The following is a 15,786-nucleotide window of genomic DNA, read 5'->3' as shown; positions in this document are numbered from 1 at the left end:
CCGATGGACTTTCCGGAACTGGAAGTGCTGATCAGCCTGGCGCAGGAAGGGAGTTTCTCCCGGGCGGCGGAGAAGCTGAACCGTTCCCAGCCGGCGGTCAGTCAGGCCCTGCGCCGTCTTGAGGACGAGCTCGACACCCCCCTCCTGGACCGGTCGAGCCGGAAGGTGACCCTCACGGCCTCGGGTTCGGCGCTGCTGGACTATGCCCTGCGCATGGCCCAGCTGCGCCAGGACGCCTTCCACACCCTGGAGAACCTGCGCCACTTCAAGCGCGGAGTGCTGCGCCTGGCGGCCAACGAGAGCGTCAGCGGCTATGTGCTGCCCCCCCTGGTGCGGGCCTTCCGGAGGGCCTACCAGTCCATCAAGATCGAGGTGGCCCACTGCCCCTCCTCCGGGATCCCCGCCCTGCTCATGGACCAGGACGTGGACTTCGGGTTCCTGTCCTACGCCCCGGTGCACAAGGACCTCACCACCCGGCTCCTCTTCCGGGACGAGCTGGCCCTGGTGCTGTTCCCCGGGCACCCCTTGGCCTCCCACAAGGTGGTCGACCTGGAGCAGCTGGGCCGGGAAAGCTTCATCGCCCACCACGCCCAGACCCCCACCCGCACCCACCTGCTGGACTTCTTCGCCCGGGAGCGGGTGCCCCTGCGCATCGTCATGGAGCTCTCCAACCTGGAGACCATCAAGGACTTCGTCAAGGCCGGGGAGGGCATCGCCCTCATCCCCCGCATGTGCGTCAAGCAGGAGCTGGAATCCGGCGAGCTGGTCTCCCCCCCGGTGAAGGGGATGGCCATCGGACGCGACGTTCGCATCGTGTACCGCACCTCCAGGTCGCACTCCATCGCGGGCAAGGCCTTCCTGGAGATGGTGGGCAGGGAGTTCCCCGGGCCGCAGGCGTAAACCGCCGGGAGGGGTCGGGCGTAACCCGCCTGATTGCCCACGGATGTGATCTTTGCGAAGCCTTGTCCCCAGCCTTCTGTTCCTGGTGGTCCTCGCCCTGCCCGGCCTTGCGGCCGCCCCAGAGCTGCGTCCGGTGCGCCTGGACCACGGCCCCGTCCTCACCGGCGATCTGAGCGACCCCGCCTGGGCGGGGGCCAGGCTCCCCACGGGGGCCTTCGGCACCTACAACCCCATGCGCGGCAACCCCATGCCCCAGGAGACGGAGGTCTACCTCGCGTACGACGCCGAGGCGCTGTATGTCGGATTCAGGTGTCATGACACGGAACCGGACCGCATCAAGGCCAGCCTGAGCAAGCGGGACGACCTGTGGAACGACGACTGGGTGGGCTTCTCCCTGGACACCTTCGGCACGGGCCACAACGCCCTCCATTTCTTCGTGAACCCCCTGGGCATCCAGGCCGACGCCCTGGATTCCGTGAACGGGGGCGAGGACCCGGCCCCGGACTGGGTGTGGGAGTCCAGGGCGAAGCGGCAACCCGACGGCTACACCGTGGAGGTCCGCCTGCCGCTCAAGAGCATCCGCTACCAGAGCGGCAGGGACGTGCGCATGGGCGTGCTCTTCTGGCGGCGCATCAGCCGTTTGGGCATGAGCGGGTCCTGGCCGGCCATGGCCCCGGGGCAGTGGGTGTACCAGACCCACGCCGCCCTGCGCTTCCCCTCCCTGGACGCGCCGCTGCGCCTGGAGGTCCTGCCCTCGTTCACCCACAGCCGCTCGGAACAGCAGACCCGGCCCGGCCAGTGGACCCGCACGGACACCACCAACCTGGGCATCGGGGTGAAGGCGGGCCTCACCTCGTCCGTGACGGCCGACCTCACCTGGAAGCCCGACTTCAGCCAGGTGGAATCCGACGCCTTCCAGTCCGAGGTGAACCTGCGCTACCCCGTCTTCTACGCGGAGAAGCGGCCCTTCTTCATGGAATCCATGGGGATCTTCAGCCTGGCCGGCGCGGGCAACAACGACGCCAACATGCAGGTGCCCGTGCACACCCGGCGCATCGCGGACCCCCTGTGGGGCGCCAAGGTCACCGGCGACACGGGTCCGGTATCGTTCGGCGTGCTGGCCGCGGGGGACCGCGCCCCGGGGGCGGCCTGGGACGGCGAGGTGAACCCGGACCTGGGACGCCGAGCCGTGTTCTCCATCGGACGCGCCCTCTACGGCTTCGGACGCGGCTCCTACGTGGGAGGCATCTACAGCGGCCGGGAGTTCGCCGGCACCTACAACCGGGTCGGCGGCATGGACTTCTCCTGGCAGGTGGCGGGCCGCCACACCTTCGCGGGCAACCTGCTCCAGACCTGGTCCACGGCGCCCGGCACCCGGGTCCCGGCACAGGGGGAGGGGCACCTCCTCTCCTACAACTACAGCACCCGGCCCCTGGACTTCTCGGTGACCTCGGAGCACTACGGGGCCGACTTCCGCATGGACACCGCCTTCTACAACCGGGTGGGCATCGACCAGGAGACCGCGTACCTGGGCCCCAACTTCCACCCGAAGTGGGCCTGGGCCCCCTGGATCATCAAGGTCAATCCCTTCCTCTACACGATCATCACCCGGGACAACGCCACGGGCCTCACCGACCAGCTCTACCTGGCGGCGCTGCGGCTTAACACGACCCGGTCCGGCAGCCTCCGCCTGGATGTGCAGCGGTGGCGGGAAGGCTGGATGGGCCGCTACTTCCACAAGACCGTCTACCGGATCCAGGGCTCCGCCCAGGCCACCTCCTGGCTCAACCTGGGCGGCAGCCTCCGCGCCGCCGACGACATCTGGTACGCCTCGCCCACGCCCTACCAGGGCCACGTGGCCACCGCCAGCCTCGACACCGTCCTGCAGCCCACCGACGAGCTGCGGCTGACCGTGAACCTCTACCGCACCCGGATGACGGACCCGGACACCGGCGCGCAGGTCTTCGACGTGCGCACCACCAACACCCAGCTCACCTACCAGTTCAACAGGTTCTTCTTCCTGCGCGCCATCGCCCGCACCGACACCTTCCGGCGCCGCATGCTCACCGACTACCTGGCCTCCTTCACCCTGGTGCCGGGGACCGTGCTCTTCCTGGGGTACGGGGAGGTGCGGGACAAGGCCGAGTGGCGGGAGGAGCGCTGGCAGCCGGGAGGGGCGCGCTACGAGACCATGAACCGCGGCCTCTTCTTCAAGCTCAGCTACCTCTGGCAGAGCTGAGCACCCACCCGGCCGATGACTCCAGGAATGGCGACCCCGCCTCGTCCACGAGGGGCGCGTCCGGCAGGAAACCGGCCTCGCGCAGGAGGCGGGCCGCGGCTTCCGGGCGGATGCGGCGGTGCCGCACGAGGCTGGTGACCGGTTCCCCGGCGGTGGGGGTGAACCGGGTCTCGAAGGTGGCCAGGGTGTCGGAGACCACGGTGCGCCGCCGCTCCAGGACGCCGGCGGCGGTGCGCAGCACGGGCAGTTCGCGGACCCCGGCCGCCGCATCGTGGACCGCCTGGATGACGAAGCGCCCCCCGGGCTCCAGGATCGTTCGCACCTGGCGGAAGAAATCCAGCCACTCCGCCTCCTCCAGGAGGTGGGGCAGCGTCTGGCCCAGGCAGGTGACGAGCCGGAAGCGCGCGGAGCCCACGGCGCGGGCGACGTCCAGCATGCCGGCCTCATGCCAGACGGCGTCCAGGCCCGACTCCCGGGCCCTGAGGCGGGCCACCTCCAGGAAGGCGGGTTCCAGGTCGAGCCCGTGGGCGACGCGGCCCCGGGTGGCCAGGGCCCGCACGAGGCTTCCCGTGGCGCACCCCACGTCCAGCGTCCGGGTCCCTTCCGGGGCCAGGGCGAGGGCGAGGTCCACCCGCGGCTGGCGCAGGGGGAAGAGGTCCTCCCAGATGGAGGCAAGCAGGGCCCAAGGGGGAAGATCAGCGGCGCTCATGGCCACCACTCTACCCTAGAGCCAGGCGGACTCCGCCTTTCTCCGGGCCTCGAAGGCCTCGATAGCGGGCAGGCGGTGGAGCGTCGTCTCGATCTCGTCCAGGCCCTCCAGGAGGGCGGTGCGGCCCCAGGGCTCGCAGGTGAAGGCCCAGGAGGCCCCTCCCTGGGCGAGCGTGAGCGTCTCCAGGTCCACGGTGACGGGCCCGGGGTTGGCGGCCAGGGCCTCCAGGGCGGCGGGCTCCACCACGGCGGGAAGCAGGCCGTTCTTGAAGGCGTTGGTGCGGAAGATGTCCGCGAAGGAGGGGGCCAGGATCGCCCGGAAGCCGAAGTCCATGAGCGCCCAGGGGGCGTGCTCGCGGCTGGAGCCGCAGCCGAAGTTCGGGCCGCCCAGGAGGATCGTGGCGCTCCGTCCCGGTTCCCGGTTCAGCACGAAGGCCGGGTCCTCGGACCCGTCCTCGCGGTAGCGCAAGTCGTTGAAGAGGTGCTTCCCGAGGCCGCTCCTGAGGATGGTCGTCAGGAACTGCTTGGGGATGATCAGGTCCGTGTCGATGTTCTCGCGGATGAAGGCGGCGGCGGTCCCGGTGTGGCGGATGAAGGGATTCATGGCTGCCTCACAGGAATTCGCGCACGTCGGAAAGGCGCCCCCGCACCGCGGCGGCGGCGGCCATGGCGGGGGAGACGAGGTGGGTGCGCCCCAGCCTTCCCTGCCGGCCCTCGAAGTTGCGGTTGCTGGTGCTCGCGCACCGCTGGCCGGGTTGGAGCCGGTCGTCGTTCATGGCCAGGCACATGGAGCAGCCGGGTTCGCGCCACTCGCAGCCCGCCTCCCGGAAGACCCGGTCCAGGCCCTCCGCCTCGGCCTGGGCCTTGACGAGCCCGCTGCCGGGCACCACCAGCACCTGCACGCCGGGGGCGGCCCTGCGGCCCCGGAGGACCCCGGCGGCCTCCCGCAGGTCGGACAGGCGGCCGTTGGTGCAGGAGCCGATGAACACCACGTCCACGGCCAGGTCCTGCAGGGCCTGCCCCGGCCGGATGCCCATGTACTCCAGGGAGCGCTCCACGCGCCGTTCCTTCTCCTCCGTCGCGGCCTCCCCCGGCAGCGGGGCGCGGCCGGTGATGCCCGCCACCTGCTCGGGGTTGGTGCCCCAGGTGACCTGGGGCTCCAGGTCCGCCACGTCCAGGACGTGCTCGCGGTCGAAGGGGGCGCCGGGATCGGAGGGGAGGGCGCGCCACTGGCGCAGGGCCTCCTCCCACAGGGCGCCGGCGGGGGCCATGGGGCGACCCGCGAGGTAGGCGAAGGTGGTCTCGTCGGGGGCCACCAGCCCGGTGCGGGCGCCGGCCTCGATGGCCATGTTGCAAAGTGTCATGCGCCCGTCCATGCCGAGCCCGCGCACGGCCTCCCCGGCGAACTCCAGGGCGGAGCCGGTGCCGCCGGCCATGCCGATGTCGCCGATGATCCGGAGTATCAGGTCCTTGGCCCCGGTGCCCCTGGGCAGGGCGCCCCGCACGAGGATGCGGAAGTTGCGGGCCCGCTTCTGCACCAGGGTCTGGGTGGCCAGGACGTGCTCCACCTCGCTGGTGCCGATGCCGAAGGCCAGGGCCCCGAAGGCCCCGTGGGTGCTGGTGTGGCTGTCCCCGCAGACCACGGTGCTGCCGGGCAGGGTGAAGCCCTGCTCGGGGCCGATGATGTGGACGATGCCCTGGCGGGGGTCCAGGAGGGGGATGTAGGGGATGGGGCAGGCGGCCATGTTGGCCTCCAGCGTCTCCACCTGGAGGCGGCTGGTGGGGTCCTGGATGCCGGCGATCCCCGAGGCCCGCTCCCGGGTGGGAACGTTGTGGTCGGCCACGGCCAGCGCGGCCTGGGGACGGCGCACGGCGCGGCCCGCCATGCGCAGGCCCTCGAAGGCCTGGGGGCTGGTCACCTCGTGGACCAGGTGGCGGTCGATGTAGAGCAGGGCCGTGCCGTCGCCCAGCTCCTCCACCACATGGCTTTCCCAGAGCTTGTCGTAGAGCGTCTTCATGCGGGGGTCCCCAGCAGCAGGTTGCCGACGTTCAGGCGCACCATCTCGGCCAGGCCGCGGGTGCTCATGGTGTTGCGCTCGCACTTGAGGTCCGGCGTGCCGTAGCCCCCGTCCAGGGTGCGGCCCACGGCGGCCTCCAGGGCGGCGGCCTCCGCCTCCAGGCCCAGGCTGTGGCGCAGGAGCATGGCGGCGCTGAGGATGGAGCCCAGGGGGTTGGCGACGCCCCTGCCCTTGATGTCGGGGGCGGAGCCGTGGACGGGTTCATAGAGCCCGACCTTCCCGCCCAGGCTGGCGCTGGGGAGCATGCCCAGGCTGCCGGTGAGCACGGAGGCCTCGTCGCTGAGGATGTCCCCGAAGAGGTTGTCCGTGACCACCACGTCGAAGGAGGTCGGCCGGGTGACGATGGCCATGGCGCACGAATCCACGTACTGGTGCTCGAGCGCGACCTCGGGGTAGGCCTGGGCCACCTCCTTCACCACCGCCCGCCACAGCAGGCTGGATTCCAGGACGTTGGCCTTGTCCACGCTGGTGACCTTGCGCCGCCGGCCCATGGCCAGCTCGAAGGCGACCCTGGCGATGCGCTCCACCTCGTACCGGGAATAGGCCAGGGTGTTGGTGCCGGTGTCGGCCGTGAGGCTCCGGGGCTCGCCGAAGTAGAGGCCCCCGGCCAGTTCGCGCACGATGACCAGGTCGGTGCCGCGCACGACCTCGGGCCGCAGGGGCGAGGCGTTCACCAGGGCCGGGTGCAGGAAGGCGGGACGGATGTTGGCGAAGGCGCCCAGGCCCTTGCGCAGGGCCAGGAGGCCCTTCTCGGGCTTCTCGGCCGCGGGCAGGGCGTCGTGCTTCGGATCGCCCACGGCGCCCAGGAACACGGCGTCCGAGGCGAGGCAGCCCTCCAGGGTCGGGGCCGGAAGCGGCGTTCCGCAGGCGTCGATGGCCGCGCTGCCGATGGGCAGTTCGAGGAACTGGAAGGTGTGCCCGGCGAGCCTGGCCACCTGTTCCAGGCAGGCCACGGCCTCCCGGGCGACTTCGGGACCGATCCCGTCCCCGGGCAGTACAGCGATGCGGGCGCGCATGGAAACTCCTGGTCAGGCGTGGGTGCTGGTCATGGACTCCCGGCACGACCGGGCCAGGAGGACCTTGTTGATGGCGTCGAGGTAGGCCTGGGCGCTTCCGTGCACAATGTCGGTGCTGGCCGCCCTGCCCGTGAAGATCCCCTCGGGGAACTTCACCCGCACGTGCACCTCGCCCTGGGCGTCGGCGCCGCCGGTGACGGAGTGCAGGCGGAAGTCCCGGATCTCGCCCTGGAGCCCGGTGATGCGGTTGATGGCCTCGCACACGGCGTTCACGGGGCCGTCGCCCGAGGCCGTCTCGGTGGTCTCGCCGCCTGCGCAGGCCAGCGTGACCAGGGCCGTGGCGATGGAGTTGGTGCCGGAGTTGGCCTGCACCGCCACCAGGCGGCAGGTCTGGGGATCCTCGGTGATGCCGTCGTAGAGGAGGGCGATGAGGTCCTCGTCGAAGATCTCCCGCTTGTGGTCCGCCAGGTCCGTGAAGAGCTTGTAGACCCCTTCCAGGGTGCCCTTCTCCAGGGGGTAGCCCAGCTCCTCGTAGCGCTGCTTGAGGGCGTGGCGGCCGCTGTGCTTGCCCAGCACCAGGCTGCTGGTCTTCACGCCCACGCTCTCGGGGGTCATGATCTCGTAGGTCATGGGGTTGGCCAGCATGCCGTGCTGGTGGATGCCGGACTCGTGGGCGAAGGCGTTCTTGCCGACGATGGCCTTGTTGGGCTGCACCTGCACGCCGGTGATGTTGGAAAGGATCTGGCTGGTGCGGTACAGCTCCTGGGTGACGATGCCGGTCTCGAAGGGGAAGTGCTCCCCGCGCACGCGCAGGGCCATCACGACCTCCTCCAGGGAGGCGTTCCCGGCGCGCTCGCCGATGCCGTTGACGGTGCACTCCACCTGCCGGGCCCCGGCCTCAAGGGCGGCCAGGGTGTTGGCCACGGCCAGGCCCAGGTCGTTGTGGCAGTGGACGCTGATGACGGCCTTCTCCAGGGCCGGGACCCGCTCGCGCAGGGAAAGGATCAGGTTCCGGTACTCCTCGGGGAAGGTGTAGCCCACGGTGTCGGGGATGTTGATGACGGTGGCGCCCTCCTCCAGGGCGACGGCCACCACGTCGGCGAGGAAGGCCAGGTCGCTGCGGCTGGCGTCCTCGGCGCTGAACTCCACGTCCCTGCATAGGGAGGCCGCGCGGCGGACGCCCTCACGGGTCATGGCCAGCACCTCGGCCCGGGTCTTCTGGAGCTTGTGGGCCATGTGCAGGTCGGAGGTGGAGACGAAGGTGTGGATGCGGGGGCGCGAGGCCTCCTTGAGGGCGGCCCAGGCGCGGTCGATGTCCAGGGGCAGGGCGCGGCAGAGGGCGGCGATGACCGGGCCCTTGACCCGCCTGGCCACGAGGCTGACGGCAGCGAAGTCCTCCTCGCTGGCGACGGGGAACCCGGCTTCGATGACGTCCACCTTGAGCGCCGCGAGCTGGAGGGCCATGCGCAGCTTTTCCTGGGGCTGCATGCTGCAGCCGGGGCTCTGCTCCCCGTCCCTCAGTGTGGTGTCGAAGATGGCGATGTGCTGGCGCGTCATGGGACCTTCCGGTCTAGGAAAATTCCATTACGCGTCCCGGCCCCCCCCTGCGTCCATCAGTATTCGGATTCCTTGGGTTCCAATAAATCTATTCAATGCTGGGAACCCGGCCTCAGGAGCACCCAGGGCTCCCCGCACTGCCCCAGGAAGGCCAGGGAGTAGGCCCGGAAGAAGACCGCCACCGGCAGGAACACCACGGAGCTGACATAGGGCAGGCCCGCCAGGCAGCAGGTGAGGCAGGTCCCCACCAAGACCGCGACGCCCGCGGCGATGGAGAGGACCAGCTTCAGGAGATAGAAGAGCACGAAGCTGCCGCCGTTGCCCGGAACCAGCTCGCGCCACCAGACCCCGAAGCCCTCGGCCACGGTGGTTCCCCGCAGGTACATCACCGGCACCACGAAGTCCCGGAGGACCTGGCCCACCAGCATGGCCGCGAGGCCCAGGGGGAGGATGATGGCGGCGGCGGCGAGAATGCCCTTGACGGCCTGGAGCCCGAACTCGAAGTCGGCCGCGCCGGCCCCCGCGATCCGCCAGCCCGCGTAGCTCCCGAAGGCCACCAGGGCGAGCCCTGCGGCCTGGAGGACCAGCAGGAACACGAAGACCCGGTTGCCGTGCTCCCGGTACCGGTTCCAGGGCTCGGCCACCCGCCCGCGATCGTTCACCACGTTGTCCAGGAACAGGAACTGGCCGCGGGCCCCCAGCCAGGTCAGGAGCACCAGGAAGGCCAGGACCAGCACCCCCAGGGCCGCGACCAGCCCGAGGTGGGCCAGGAGCCACAGGCGGACCTCGTCCAGGCCCTCCAGGGGCGAGGCGGCCTTCGCCGCGGAGCCGAAGCCCCGGAAGGGCCTGCCCGAGGGGGCGTTGAGGCCTCCGCCGCCGAGGAGCGCGGCGAGGAAGGAGGTGAAGCCCATGACGCACCACTTCCCCAGGGAGAAGGGGTCGAACAGGAGTTTGCGGGTCCATTCGAAGGACCGCTGGATGGCATCGGTGGCCGAAAGCATCGTGAGCCTCGTCTTTCTCGGATTTCGCTGAGCCGATTGTGACAGAACCCGGGGTTGGATCTAGAATCGGGGGCCGTCACTCATCACCGGGGGTCGCCATGCCTGCGAAGGATCCAAGGGACGCGTTCCAGCTCAAGATCCTCCTGGCCGACACGAAGCCGCCGGTGTGGCGACGGCTCCGGGTCCCGGCCTCGATCAGCCTGGCCCGGCTCCACCGGGCCATCCAGGCCGCCTTCGGGTGGGAGGACGACCACGGCCACGTCTTCCGCATCCGGGGGGGCGAGTACGGGCGCAGCGGCTCCGAGGCCGCCTTCGACCTCCGGGGCGAGCGCGCCTCCCTGGCGGGCCTGGGGGTCGAGCCGGGCGAGACCTTCCACTACGAGTACGACTTCGAGGACGCCTGGACCCACGTGGTGACCGTGGAGGACCGCCTCCTCCTGGAAGCCCCCCTGCGGGGCCCCTCCTGCCTGGGAGGCCGCCGGGCCTGCCCCCCCGAGGGCTCCGGGGGCCCCTTCGCCTTCCGGGACAGCCTGGCCGCCGCCCAGGATCCCAGCCACCCGGAGCACGGCCAGGCCCTGGCCTGCTTCCCCCGGGGCTGGAAGGCCGAGTCCTTCGACCTCAAGGCCGTTCAGGCCGCCCTGAAAGAAGTCTAGTACGCGGGAACATCCCGGCCCATTAGACTGTCCAACATATGAGCCGGCGTTCGGTGGATGAGGGGAGCGGGGATGCGGAGCTGGTCGAGGCCTGCCGGGCGGGGGATCCCGACGCGTTCGGGATCCTCGTGCGGCGCCACCAGAAGGCCATGCTGAACCTGGCGTACCGCATGGTGGGCAACTACGAGGAGGCCTGCGAGGTGGCCCAGGACGCCTTCGTGGCGGCCCACCGGGGCCTGCCGCTGTTCCGCTCCGAGGCGCGCTTCACCACCTGGCTCACCGCCATCACCCTGAACCTGGCCCGGAACCGCATCGCCCAGCTGGCCTCGCGGCGGCGCAGGGAGGCCTGCTCGCTGGACGCCCCCATCCCCACGGCCCGGGGCGACGTGTTCCCGGACCCGCCGTCCGGGGCCCCGAGCGCCCTGGACAACCTGGAGGCCCGCGCCCTGAAGGCCCAGGTGGAGGCCTGCGTGGGCGAGCTCCCGGTGGACTTCCGGGAGGTCCTGATCCTCCGTGACCTGCAGGACCGCTCCTACCAGGAGATCGGCACCGCCCTGGAGCTGAAGGAGGGCACCGTGAAGTCCCGCCTGGCCCGGGCCCGGGAAGCCGTGAAAGCGTGCCTGCAGCGCGCCCTGGGGGCCCCATGAGCGCCTGCCGGGACTTCCGCGACCTCCTCTCCGCCCATCTCGACGGGGCCCTCGCCCCCGCGGAGGCGGCGGCCCTGGAGGCCCACCTGGCCTCCTGCGGGGACTGCGCCCGGGCCCTCGCGGAACTGCGGGAGACGGTGGCGCGCGTCCGGTCCATCGAGGCCGTGGAGCCTCCTCCCGGGTTCGCGGAGGGGGTCCTCGCCCGGGTGGCGCCCAGGCGCCGGCCCCTGGCCACGCGGCCCTGGGTCCAGGCTGCCGCCCTGGTCCTGATCTGCTTTTCCGGGTACGTGGTGATGCGGGTGGCCGCGCCGGCCCGGGGCATCGTCCCGCCCGCCGTGCCGGAGGCTCCCGCTCCGCGGGAGGCGGCCCCGGAGCCCGCGGCGAAGGAACGCGCCGCCCCGGCCCCCAGGCGGGAGCCGGCGAAGAGGAAGGAGGCGCCGCCCGCGCCGCCTCCGGCGCCCGCCCCGCCCCCGCCGGCCGTGGCCTCCGGGGCCGCCGCCCAGGACCGCATGGAGAACCGGGCCCTGAAGGCCTCGGCGCGGTCCGCCGTCGCGGAGGCCTTCGCCCCGGCGCAGGTCGCCCTCCGCCTGGAGGCCCCCGGGGCCCGCACCGCGGCCCTGGAGGCCCTGCGCACGTGCGGGGGCGCACTCCTGGCCTCGGGAGCGCGCTCGGTGTCGGCGCGCATGGACAGCCGCCGCCTTCCGGAGCTGAGGGCCCTGCTGGAGAAGGCCGGCAAGGTGGGCGGGGAGCTCCCCGCCCAGCCGCCCCCGGAGGTGGTGGTGACGATTTCCTGGTAGGCGGGGGAACTTTCCCCGGGGCGCCCTTGTCCAACAGAGCGGCATCCGAGGAGGACCCCATGAGAACCGCCATCCCATTCGCCCTCGCCGCAGGCATCCTGGCCTGCCCTTCCCAGGCCCGCTCCGTGGGGCAGGCCGTCACCGTCGAACTCCGCATGGACGACGGGCGCACCGTGAACCTCTACCCCGCCCCCGGCCGGAACCGCGCCTACGCGGAAGCCGTGAAGGGCGCCGGCTACCGCATCGTGGTGCGCAACACCACCTCGCGCCGGGTGGGCCTGGTCATCGCCGTGGACGGCCGCAACATCGTCTCCGGCGCCAAGTCCTGGCTGCGCAACGACGAACGGATGTACATCCTGGAGCCCCACGCCACCCAGGAGCACGCCGGGTGGCGCACCGGCCAGGACCGCATCAACCGGTTCTTCTTCACCACGGCCGACGATTCCTACGCGGGCCGCTTCGACGACACGTCGGCCATGGGCGTGGTGGCGGTGGCGGTGTATCCCGAGGTCCAGCCTCCCCCCTGCCCCCTTCCGGCCACCGCCGGCGCCGCGCGGAACCTCGCCCGCAAGGAGAGCCGGGACATGGCCTCCGAGGCGGCCGCGGGCACCGGCTACGGGCGGGAGGAATACTCCCCCTCGCGCGTCGTGGCCTTCGAGCCGGAGGCGGCGGCCCTGGAGAAGACCTGCATCAAGTACGAGTGGCGGGACACCCTCCGGCGCCTGGGCGTGGTCCGGGACGGGAACCGGCTCTGGGACGGCGGATACGCGCCTCCGCCCCCCCGGGGCTGATCCCGGCGGATCCGGGAATCCCGCCCGGAATTCTCCTCATTCAACCTTTTTCGCGGAGATTCCGTCCAAACTGGGTGATCCCCCTGTGAGGCCCCATGCCCCGACGATTCCCCTTCCCTTCCGCCCTGCTCGCCCTCGCCCTGCTCCCGGCCTGGGCCCAGGGGCCCACCCGGCTCATCCAGTCCATCCCCCGGGAGACCCCCCTGGCCCACCCGGACCTGGCCTTCGCCAAGGACGCCTGGATCGAGGTCATCCGGGGCGCGAAGAGCCGCCTGGACTTCGCCGAGTTCTACATCGCCCAGGAGCCCGGCGGGGCGCTGGAGGAGGTCCTCCAGGAACTGGAGCGCGCCGGGGCGCGGGGCGTGAGGATCCGCTTCATCCTTTCCGGCGGGCGCATGCTGGAGCAGGACCCCGCCTCCCTGGCCCGCCTGCGCAAGGTGCGGAACCTCGAGCTTCGGGTCTTCGACCTCAAGGGCGTCTCCACCGGCATCCTCCACGCCAAGTACTTCCTCGCCGACGGTCGGGAGGGGGTGCTGGGCAGCCAGAACTTCGACTGGCGCGCCCTGGAGCACATCCACGAGCTGGGCATCCGCACCACCGACCCCGCCCTGGTGGACCGCCTCCAGGAGGTCTTCGAGGTGGACTGGCGCTTCGCCGGGGACAAGAGCCTGCCGCCGGCCTCCAGGCCCGCCGCCGCAACCCAGGGCTCCGCCGAGCTGGTGGCGAGCCCCCCCTTCCTCTCCCCCGGCACCGTCCGCCCCGCCCTGGGCGCCCTGGTCCAGCTCCTGGGCGAAGCCCGCTCCAGCATCCGCATCCAGCTCCTCACCTACTCCCCCGTCGCCCGCGGCCACTACTGGCCTGCGCTGGACGGCGCCCTGCGGGCCGCGGCCGTGCGGGGCGTGAAGGTCGACCTGCTGGTCTCGGACTGGGTCTTCAAGAGCCGGGGCCTCGACCACCTCAAGTCCCTGGCCCTGATCCCCAACATCGACGTGCGCATCGCCTCCATCCCCGAGGCGTCCACCGGCCACATCCCCTTCGCCCGCACCGTCCACAGCAAGTACGTCGTCCTGGACGGCGCCACCCTGTGGGTGGGCACCAGCAACTGGGAGGAGGACTACTTCGAGGCCTCCCGCAACGTGGAGGCCATCCTGCGCCAGCCGGCCCTGGCGAAGCAGGGCGGGGAGATCTTCGAGAAGCTCTGGACCAGCGGATACGTGAGGAAGCTGGAGCCGATGAAGGCCTACACGCCCCGGAAGGTCGACTGACTACACCGCCCCGGCCTTCCCCGCCAGGCGCCTGAGGAGCCCCAGCTGCCCCAGGTGGTAGGCCTCGTGCCACGCCAGGAAACCCACGAGTCCGGCCACGTCGTTCGTGCCGTCGGGCAGGGTGCGGCCGACGGGTTTGGCCAGCATCTCCTCCGTCACCCCCTCCCAGGCCCCGGCCATGGCGGCGTTGGCGGCGTGGAAGGCGGCGACCATGGCCGCGGCATCCAGGTCGGCGGGCAGATCCGCGGGCGAGGTGCCCCGGGCGAAGAGGGCCTCCCAGGGGGCCGTCTCCACGGGCAGGCCCAGCGCGGCGGCCACCCGGTTCCGGTACGTGGCGAGGTGCCCGACCAGCCAGCGGGGATCGTGGCCGGCGGCGTCGCGCACGGCCCATTCGGCGTCGGTGAAGTCCCCGACGAGACGGTCCAGCATCGCGTTCCCGGCCTTGTAGCTCCGGGCGGCGGTCGCAATCACGGGCAGCATGGGCACCTCCTTGGCTGTACGGAATCAGGCTAACCGGAATTTGCCGGTGAGGCGGTGGAGATCCCCGGCCTGGCGGGCCAGGTCGTCGATGGTGCGGGAGGTCTCGTGGAGGCTCGAGGCCAGCTGGACCGTGGCCGAGGCGTTCTGCTCGGTGAGCTGGGCCGTGGTGCTCACCGCCTCCACCACCTCGTTGCAGGAGAGGGTCTGCTCCTCCACCGAGGTGGTCACGCGCGCGGCGCCCGTGGACAGGTTGCGGATGTTGGCCTCCATGGCCACCAGGATCTCCCTCACCGCGGCGGTGGAGACGGCGCCGTCCTTGACCCGCCCGGTGCTCTCCTGGATGAGCTGGCTGATCTCCTTGGCCGCGCCGGCGCTGCGCTCGGCCAGCTTGCGGATCTCCTCGGCCACCACGGCGAAGCCCTTGCCCTGGGCCCCGGCCTTGGCCGCCTCGATGGCGGCGTTCAGGCTGAGCAGGTTGGTCTGGCGGGCGATGTCGGCGATGACCGAGGTGATGCGGCCGACCTTGGCCGAGCTCTCCTCGATGGCCTCCATGGCCTGGGAGGAGCCCCTGGCGCAGTCCAGGCCCCGGGCGCTCATGGCAAGGGACTCCTGGGAGAACCGGTCCGTCTCGTGCGCAGTTCCGCGCACGTCCGTGATGGAGCTGGCCACGTCGTTCAGGGCCGAGGTGGACCGGTCCATGGCGGCGCGCTGGTGCTCGGCGCCCCTGCTGATCTCCTCGGTCGCGCCGTTGAGCTGGTCGGTGGTGGCGGCCAGTTCCGTGGCGCCGCTGGCCACGCGCTCGGCGATGCCGGCGAGGGTGGAGATGTCCTGGCGCAGGCCGCGGGTCAGGTCGTCGAGGCTCCCGGCGATCTCGGCGAACTCGTCCCGGGTGTCCACCTTCGGGGAACGGGTGAGGTCGCCCCCGCCCACCGCCACCAGGGCCGTGCGGATCTCCGCCACCGCCGCGCCCACCTGCCGCCCCACGACCACGGTCATGACGATGCCGGCGAGGATGGCCACCAGGCTTCCCGCCAGGAGGTAGAGCTGCATCCTGCCGGCGAAGCCCGACGTGAGGCGGACGTCCTCCCGGGTGCGGGCGTCGATGGCCGCCAGGGTCTTCTCGAAGCCCTCCCGCCCCAGGCGCTGGTCCTGGACGTTGGCCTCCATGAGGCCCGGATCGAACCTGGCCGCCGCCTTGGCCTTGGCCAGGGCCTCGGGGAACCCGGCGTCGTATTTCCGGATGGAGGCCAGGCCCTGGGTCACCAGGGCCTTCTCCTCCGGACCCCAGGCCACGGTCTCCAGTTTGGCCAGCTTGACCGCGGCCTTGTCCTGCAGCTCCTTGAGGCGCTGGCCGCGCTTGGCCTGGTAGGCCTCGTCCTTGGCCGCGGCGATGAGGGAGACGTGCACGGTACGGATCGTGTTCACGTCGTTGAGGGCGCTGGAGAGCATCCGGGCCTTGTCCAGGTCCGCCCCGGAGACCTCCAGGCGGCTCACGACCCGGTCGATGGTGAAGGCGCCGGTCAGGGCCACCACCGCCAGGAGGAGGACCTGGCCCGCGAAGAGGAACGCGAACTTCCCGCGTATCCTCAGACGCCCGAAAATCCTGACGAAAATGCCCATGGTCGGCTCCTGGTAAAGAACAGTTCAAGGTGGA

At 71.4% G+C, this 15,786-nt stretch carries 15 protein-coding genes; 7 read left to right on the top strand and 8 right to left on the bottom strand.

What is annotated here, in order from left to right:
• Positions 1-3 precede the first annotated feature (3 nt).
• Together ACZ5MC_RS03325 and ACZ5MC_RS03320 are read left to right on the top strand one after the other, a co-directional pair.
• Positions 4-900 (top strand): LysR family transcriptional regulator, encoded by an 897-nt coding sequence (locus ACZ5MC_RS03325; RefSeq protein ID WP_306598891.1) that lies wholly within the window; start codon positions 4-6, stop codon positions 898-900.
• A gap of 52 nt (positions 901-952) precedes the next feature.
• Positions 953-3,139, top strand: a complete 2,187-nt coding sequence (locus ACZ5MC_RS03320; RefSeq protein ID WP_306598890.1) for a carbohydrate binding family 9 domain-containing protein — start codon at positions 953-955, stop codon at positions 3,137-3,139.
• Here ACZ5MC_RS03320 and ACZ5MC_RS03315 read toward each other — a convergent pair.
• The 6 genes from ACZ5MC_RS03315 to ACZ5MC_RS03290 form a co-directional block, all read right to left on the bottom strand.
• Positions 3,117-3,848, bottom strand: coding sequence for a class I SAM-dependent methyltransferase (locus ACZ5MC_RS03315; protein ID WP_464517031.1), 732 nt, complete (start codon positions 3,846-3,848; stop codon positions 3,117-3,119). The two genes, ACZ5MC_RS03320 and ACZ5MC_RS03315, sit on opposite strands and share 23 nt — an antisense overlap.
• Positions 3,849-3,863: 15 nt before the next feature.
• Positions 3,864-4,451: a 3-isopropylmalate dehydratase small subunit gene (gene leuD, locus ACZ5MC_RS03310; protein WP_306598888.1), complete on the bottom strand. Its 588-nt coding sequence runs from the start codon at positions 4,449-4,451 to the stop codon at positions 3,864-3,866.
• 7 nt (positions 4,452-4,458) lie between these two features.
• Positions 4,459-5,865, bottom strand: a complete 1,407-nt coding sequence (gene leuC / locus ACZ5MC_RS03305) for a 3-isopropylmalate dehydratase large subunit (protein ID WP_464517030.1) — start codon at positions 5,863-5,865, stop codon at positions 4,459-4,461.
• Entirely contained in the window at positions 5,862-6,941 is a 1,080-nt protein-coding gene (gene leuB / locus ACZ5MC_RS03300) for a 3-isopropylmalate dehydrogenase (RefSeq protein ID WP_306598886.1), read from the bottom strand. Before leuB ends, leuC begins: the two co-directional genes overlap by 4 nt.
• Positions 6,942-6,953: 12 nt before the next feature.
• Positions 6,954-8,498, bottom strand: a complete 1,545-nt coding sequence (locus tag ACZ5MC_RS03295) for a 2-isopropylmalate synthase (RefSeq protein WP_306598884.1) — start codon at positions 8,496-8,498, stop codon at positions 6,954-6,956.
• Positions 8,499-8,590: 92 nt separating this feature from the next.
• Complete coding sequence (locus ACZ5MC_RS03290; protein ID WP_306598883.1) at positions 8,591-9,499, bottom strand: DUF7544 domain-containing protein; 909 nt, start codon at positions 9,497-9,499, stop codon at positions 8,591-8,593.
• Between the two features lie 98 nt (positions 9,500-9,597).
• On the opposite strand from ACZ5MC_RS03290, the gene ACZ5MC_RS03285 reads away from it, so the two are divergent.
• The 5 genes from ACZ5MC_RS03285 (at position 9,598) to ACZ5MC_RS03265 (ending at position 13,652) form a co-directional block, all read left to right on the top strand.
• A complete protein-coding gene (locus tag ACZ5MC_RS03285; RefSeq protein ID WP_306598882.1) occupies positions 9,598-10,152 on the top strand; it encodes a plasmid pRiA4b ORF-3 family protein in 555 nt (184 codons plus the stop codon).
• 38 nt (positions 10,153-10,190) lie between these two features.
• The gene (locus ACZ5MC_RS03280; protein WP_464517029.1) at positions 10,191-10,799 is read left to right on the top strand and encodes an RNA polymerase sigma factor; all 609 of its coding nucleotides are present in this window, start codon (positions 10,191-10,193) and stop codon (positions 10,797-10,799) included.
• Positions 10,796-11,596 (top strand): anti-sigma factor family protein, encoded by an 801-nt coding sequence (locus tag ACZ5MC_RS03275; RefSeq protein WP_306598880.1) that lies wholly within the window; start codon positions 10,796-10,798, stop codon positions 11,594-11,596. Before ACZ5MC_RS03280 ends, ACZ5MC_RS03275 begins: the two co-directional genes overlap by 4 nt.
• A 59-nt stretch (positions 11,597-11,655) precedes the next feature.
• The gene (locus ACZ5MC_RS03270; protein WP_306598879.1) at positions 11,656-12,387 is read left to right on the top strand and encodes a hypothetical protein; all 732 of its coding nucleotides are present in this window, start codon (positions 11,656-11,658) and stop codon (positions 12,385-12,387) included.
• Between the two features lie 95 nt (positions 12,388-12,482).
• Complete coding sequence (locus ACZ5MC_RS03265) at positions 12,483-13,652, top strand: phospholipase D-like domain-containing protein (protein WP_306598878.1); 1,170 nt, start codon at positions 12,483-12,485, stop codon at positions 13,650-13,652.
• Here ACZ5MC_RS03265 and ACZ5MC_RS03260 read toward each other — a convergent pair whose 3' ends face one another.
• Positions 13,653-14,132 carry a DinB family protein gene (locus ACZ5MC_RS03260; protein ID WP_306598877.1) on the bottom strand — a complete coding sequence of 160 codons (480 nt, stop codon included), beginning with the start codon at positions 14,130-14,132 and terminating at the stop codon, positions 13,653-13,655. It lies immediately after the preceding gene.
• Between the two features lie 24 nt (positions 14,133-14,156).
• The gene (locus ACZ5MC_RS03255) at positions 14,157-15,752 is read right to left on the bottom strand and encodes a methyl-accepting chemotaxis protein (protein WP_306598876.1); all 1,596 of its coding nucleotides are present in this window, start codon (positions 15,750-15,752) and stop codon (positions 14,157-14,159) included.
• Positions 15,753-15,786: the final 34 nt, after the last annotated feature.

It is taken from the genome of Mesoterricola sp. JemC181, from assembly GCF_055384585.1.
The sequence above is the reverse complement of the archived record's forward strand: the minus strand, read 5'-3'. Positions and strand labels throughout refer to the sequence as shown.

What these genes read in the sequence shown, in the direction of transcription:
- ACZ5MC_RS03260 (WP_306598877.1), bottom strand. Translation starts at nt 14,132, where the DNA reads ATGCTGCCCGTGATTGCGACCGCCGCCCGGAGCTACAAGGCCGGGAAC.
- ACZ5MC_RS03270 (WP_306598879.1), top strand. Translation starts at nt 11,656, where the DNA reads ATGAGAACCGCCATCCCATTCGCCCTCGCCGCAGGCATCCTGGCCTGC.
- ACZ5MC_RS03285 (WP_306598882.1), top strand. Translation starts at nt 9,598, where the DNA reads ATGCCTGCGAAGGATCCAAGGGACGCGTTCCAGCTCAAGATCCTCCTG.
- ACZ5MC_RS03290 (WP_306598883.1), bottom strand. Translation starts at nt 9,499, where the DNA reads ATGCTTTCGGCCACCGATGCCATCCAGCGGTCCTTCGAATGGACCCGC.
- ACZ5MC_RS03280 (WP_464517029.1), top strand. Translation starts at nt 10,191, where the DNA reads ATGAGCCGGCGTTCGGTGGATGAGGGGAGCGGGGATGCGGAGCTGGTC.
- ACZ5MC_RS03265 (WP_306598878.1), top strand. Translation starts at nt 12,483, where the DNA reads ATGCCCCGACGATTCCCCTTCCCTTCCGCCCTGCTCGCCCTCGCCCTG.
- leuD (WP_306598888.1), bottom strand. Translation starts at nt 4,451, where the DNA reads ATGAATCCCTTCATCCGCCACACCGGGACCGCCGCCGCCTTCATCCGC.
- ACZ5MC_RS03295 (WP_306598884.1), bottom strand. Translation starts at nt 8,498, where the DNA reads ATGACGCGCCAGCACATCGCCATCTTCGACACCACACTGAGGGACGGG.
- ACZ5MC_RS03255 (WP_306598876.1), bottom strand. Translation starts at nt 15,752, where the DNA reads ATGGGCATTTTCGTCAGGATTTTCGGGCGTCTGAGGATACGCGGGAAG.
- ACZ5MC_RS03325 (WP_306598891.1), top strand. Translation starts at nt 4, where the DNA reads ATGGACTTTCCGGAACTGGAAGTGCTGATCAGCCTGGCGCAGGAAGGG.
- ACZ5MC_RS03315 (WP_464517031.1), bottom strand. Translation starts at nt 3,848, where the DNA reads ATGAGCGCCGCTGATCTTCCCCCTTGGGCCCTGCTTGCCTCCATCTGG.
- leuC (WP_464517030.1), bottom strand. Translation starts at nt 5,865, where the DNA reads ATGAAGACGCTCTACGACAAGCTCTGGGAAAGCCATGTGGTGGAGGAG.
- leuB (WP_306598886.1), bottom strand. Translation starts at nt 6,941, where the DNA reads ATGCGCGCCCGCATCGCTGTACTGCCCGGGGACGGGATCGGTCCCGAA.
- ACZ5MC_RS03275 (WP_306598880.1), top strand. Translation starts at nt 10,796, where the DNA reads ATGAGCGCCTGCCGGGACTTCCGCGACCTCCTCTCCGCCCATCTCGAC.